General features: G+C 33.2%; 2 protein-coding genes and 1 pseudogene. 1 reads left to right on the forward strand and 2 read right to left on the reverse strand.

Features of this window, described 5'->3' with window-relative positions:
• Positions 1–76 precede the first annotated feature (76 nt).
• Positions 77–355 (forward strand): annotated as a pseudogene (locus CVD18_RS21590) (ATP-binding cassette domain-containing protein); the annotation flags it as partial.
• A gap of 20 nt (positions 356–375) precedes the next feature.
• Here CVD18_RS21590 and CVD18_RS21595 read toward each other — a convergent pair.
• Positions 376–1,899, reverse strand: coding sequence for a carboxypeptidase-like regulatory domain-containing protein (locus CVD18_RS21595; RefSeq protein WP_103867539.1), 1,524 nt, complete (start codon positions 1,897–1,899; stop codon positions 376–378).
• Between the two features lie 327 nt (positions 1,900–2,226).
• Positions 2,227–3,900 (reverse strand): DUF5018 domain-containing protein, encoded by a 1,674-nt coding sequence (locus tag CVD18_RS21600; protein WP_103867540.1) that lies wholly within the window; start codon positions 3,898–3,900, stop codon positions 2,227–2,229.
• Positions 3,901–4,253: the final 353 nt, after the last annotated feature.

The raw sequence follows: 4,253 nt of genomic DNA on the forward strand, positions 1-4,253 counted from the left end.
CGTTTTTTCATTTTTCTAAGATATTTATTTAAACATAAACCGTCTTAAATATCTGTCCGAATAAAGGTAGCAACTCCAGTTTAATATAGTAGGAAAAAAAGACCTTTTTCCGTCTCAGTTGAGTGGTGGGCAACAACAACTTGTTGGTATTGCCAGAGCCCTTATCGCTAGTCCAAAACTTATTCTTGCTGATGAACCTACCGGAAACCTTAATTCTAAACAAGGAGAAGAAATCATGGAGGTCTTTACGCAGCTTAATAAAGAAGGAGTTACCATCTTGCAAGTGACTCATTCTGAAAAAAATATGACATACGGCTCACGAGTTATTAATCTACTCGATGGTAAGATGCAGTAAAAAACCTTAGATACACGGTATCACTCGGGGGTAGTTCCCAGATCTTCCTCGGGTGTTGCTGTAAATTGGCGAATTGCAAAATTAGGTTCAATAATATTATAACCATTCCAGAAATCAGGATTATACTTTGATAAATACTGAGGTTTAATATTTTTATTTTCGGTACTATTTTTATACGTGGCTTCTGATATAGGTTTAGAATCAAAAACTACAATTTCAAACTTAGTCAGGTTGTTCATAACAACATCAAGATCCAGTGATAGTTCATTCTGTTTACGTCTGCCTTTTACATGTTTATTCTTTTCAATTACTTTAAGCGGGCGATCAAATCCAAAGAGATTTCCTCTTTTCATTTCAAGATATTTAAGATCGTATTTATTGTTTTTTCCTTTGCTAAAAATCAATTTATTATCATACAGGTTGTCTTGAAACTTAACTCCTAATAATCCAAAATTTTTGAGGAGCCTTACATTTTTATACTCTGCTCTTACCACAGCAAAATCTTCGGTATTCACATATAATGTCCCTTTGAAATCTTCTTTTCTTTTAGGAGAGAAATTAATAACATACACACTAGTATCATCAAAGTAGGTATAATCAACGAGTTCAAAATTATACCGCCCCGATTTGTTCAAAAAATTAGAGAGTACATCTTCGTTATAGAATAGACTAGAGAACAAGGTTTCTAATCCTGATTTTCTATATTTCAGGAATTCGTTTTTATTGCGTTTTTTCTTTTGGTTATCCATCTCATCTTTTACGACAGCGGCATCATCGGTATGTTCTAGGATAGAATCTACCTGTACTTTGGTACCAAACCATCCCGATTTTATTTTGAGGTAGGAATCTGGTTTTACATTTTTTTTGAATATTGCTTCCATCTGCTCAGCAGCGGCCTCCATAGACACCCTTTTATTTTTATTGTACAGCTCTGCGGCTTTGATGATCTGTAATTTTGATTTTTCTGTATTTCCGTATAGATCACATAAGATTTCGGTATAAAAAGCAGCTTTTTTGGGTAGCACAGCAATGGTGCTATCAATAAGTTTTTTGTTAAGCTCTTTGATGGTTGATTTTTTGAATTTTACATTAAACTTTTTTACGGTATTGTATTCTGATTCTCTATAAAACAAGCGTTTTTGAGACAGTCCAAAATTATAATTCTCAGGGATTCGTTCCTTGACATTATCTATGATCTCATCGATTGTCAGATTTTTGTTGGTAACAAAAACACCTTTTAGCTCTATCGCTTTAGGAGAGATATAAATGATACTATCAGTAATAGTATGAATGGCAACACCTACTTTTTCATACCCCATCGAGGAGATGTAGATAGAATCAGTTTCTGTAGGAGTGGCTTCTAGATTTAGGCTAAACCTACCTTCTTCATTAGTAATAATTCCTTCATTTTCTGATAACTGTATAGTTGCATAAGGAATGGGCTCGTTGGTTTTTTTATCAACTATTTTAGAAGAAATACTCTGTGCAGTTACAGTCAAACCTGTATATAAAAATAATGTTACTAGTACCAAGTGATAGTTCATGATTTGATATTTTTTATACTATTCCTTACTTGAATTTATCTTGTAAAAACCAGTATTAGATTTAGGATGCCCTTTTTAATTTTGAAATCATTTTATCTTTTTGTTTTCAAAACAAAAAGATAAGCTCTCTTATTCTATAAGACAAAAAATAATGTATAAAGGTTGCTTTATATAGATAAAAAGAAGACTATAACAAGGATGAATTGTTACATAAAGAGTTGTATTTGTTTTGAATTTCTAATAATGATAGGATAAAAACAATCCCCTTTGGCAATTGCTATTCAAACATTGGCAAAGGGGATTATGTAGAATTATACCCGTATGTTTTTATAAACAGGTAGTACCATCATCTTTTGTGATTTTGGTACCATGATTAGTCGTAAGATCACAAACCTGTTGGGGGATTGTATTTAAGTTAGGGTTTTCAGAAAGGCTAAGCGATGTTAGTTTAGTTAAGTTTCCTATTTGTGCAGGAATACTAGTTAATGTATTTGAATTTAAATAGAAGTTTGTTAATTCAGTTAGATTTCCTAGCTCTACAGGAATGCTAGTTAGTGTATTAAAATTTAAGCTAAGTGTGGTTAGTTTTGTCAATTTACTTATTTGTGTAGGAACACTGGTCAATTGGTTTTTTCCTAAATGAAGTGTGGTTAACTGGGTTAGGTTTTCTATTTGCGTAGGAATACTGGTCAATTGGTTTGCTCCCAAATCGAGAGTTGTTAATTTAGTAAGATTCCCAATTTGTGTAGGTATACTGGTAATTTCATTTGCACGAAAATTTAGAGTTGTTAGCTTTGTCAGGTTCCCAATTTGTTCAGGAATACTGGTTAATCGCCCTCTATACAAAGTTAAATTAGTCAATTCAGTTAGATTTTCTATTACCACTGGAATCGTGTGTATTGTACTCCCTACAAATATCTTGGTAACCCTTCCTGTATTATTAAGGCTAACTCCTATCCAAGATTTCATACTACGATCATTTACATCCCAAATTAATATATTATTTTGTTTTATTATTTCTAATAAAACAGGATAATCTGAGTACTCTACTGTTGCCTGATATTGCTGCGTGCTACCATCTTGTGCAGTAACTGTATACGTAACAGCGTCTGTAAAATTATTTACCTGACCGCTCTGTGGGTTTATTGTTGTTCCTTCTGATAGCATTATGTTTGGTTGTAATGCTGTAATATCAGTGCCATAAGGCACCAATATACTAATGGTATGATTGTCTTGATCTAATACGCTCTCTATATCTATAGACAAAGCAGGGTTGTTAGCATTCTGTAGAGAAAAAGACAGTATTTCTTTAGCGGGGTTCAAAGCAGTAGTAATATGCATTTGGTATACCTGTGTAGATCCATCATTTGCTGTTGCAGTATATGCAACAGGATTGGTAAAATCCTGAGCTTGCATACTATTAGGAGTAATAGTTGCTCCAGCAGAAAAGGTAATAGCAGGTTTTAATGCTGTAATATCGGTACCATAAGGCACTTGTGCTGTAATGGTATGAGTGTTTTGATCAATAACAGCTACGATATCGGTATCCAAACTAGTATGATCAGTTGCCAAAAAAGTAACATTAGTAATTTGTTTAGCATCACTAGTTGCACTATTTATTTGTATTTGGTATACCTGTTTAGACCCATCTTCTGCGGTTACGGTATATGCAACAGGCTTGGTAAAATCCTGAACTTTCTTACTACTTGGGTTTACAGTAGCCGCTGCAGAAATAGTGATAGTTGGTTGTAGGGCAGTTAGATCAGTTGCAAAAGGGACTTCTGCTGTAATTGTTTTTGCCTCTAGATTGATTGTAGTTTTTACATCGGTATTTAGAGCTTCATTATCTGTAGCCAAAAAAGAAAAGGCAGTAATTTGTTTTTCTGTGCTTAGTACCACACCATCATCATCATTTCCACAGGAAATAAATAAAAGTGTAGCTAGTATAAAAAGTGAGGTATGTAACGCCGATCTAGAAAAAGTGAGATTTGTTATTTTCATAATAAGAGTGTTATTAAACTCATATGTATGTATTAGAGAAACTACTTTTTTAAAAAGTAAGGCACACACTATTTTTTTTCAATACACCCTTTGGTGGTATCTTGAGGTTTTTTTAAAATAGGTTGTTGATTGTGATTCCAAACTCTCATAATGAAGTATCTAATATATAATCTGAGTAAAAGGTTTATTTATTAGGCGAGTTTGCGATGCAAATGTATATAATACAAGTATATTCTTATGAGAAAATCACTATTTATTTTAAGTGTTTATTTTGCATGGATACGCTAGAGCAAGCTGACCCCCTCCCTAGATCAGTATTAGGCACTATATATTAGCTGCCGTTCTGTCGGATA

The sequence above is a fragment of the Aquimarina sp. I32.4 genome, from assembly GCF_002924285.1.
GTDB lineage: Bacteria > Bacteroidota > Bacteroidia > Flavobacteriales > Flavobacteriaceae > Aquimarina.

Coding starts and splice junctions, on each gene's coding strand:
- CVD18_RS21595 (WP_103867539.1), bottom strand. CDS start 1,899: ATGAACTATCACTTGGTACTAGTAACATTATTTTTATATACAGGTTTG.
- CVD18_RS21600 (WP_103867540.1), bottom strand. CDS start 3,900: ATGAAAATAACAAATCTCACTTTTTCTAGATCGGCGTTACATACCTCA.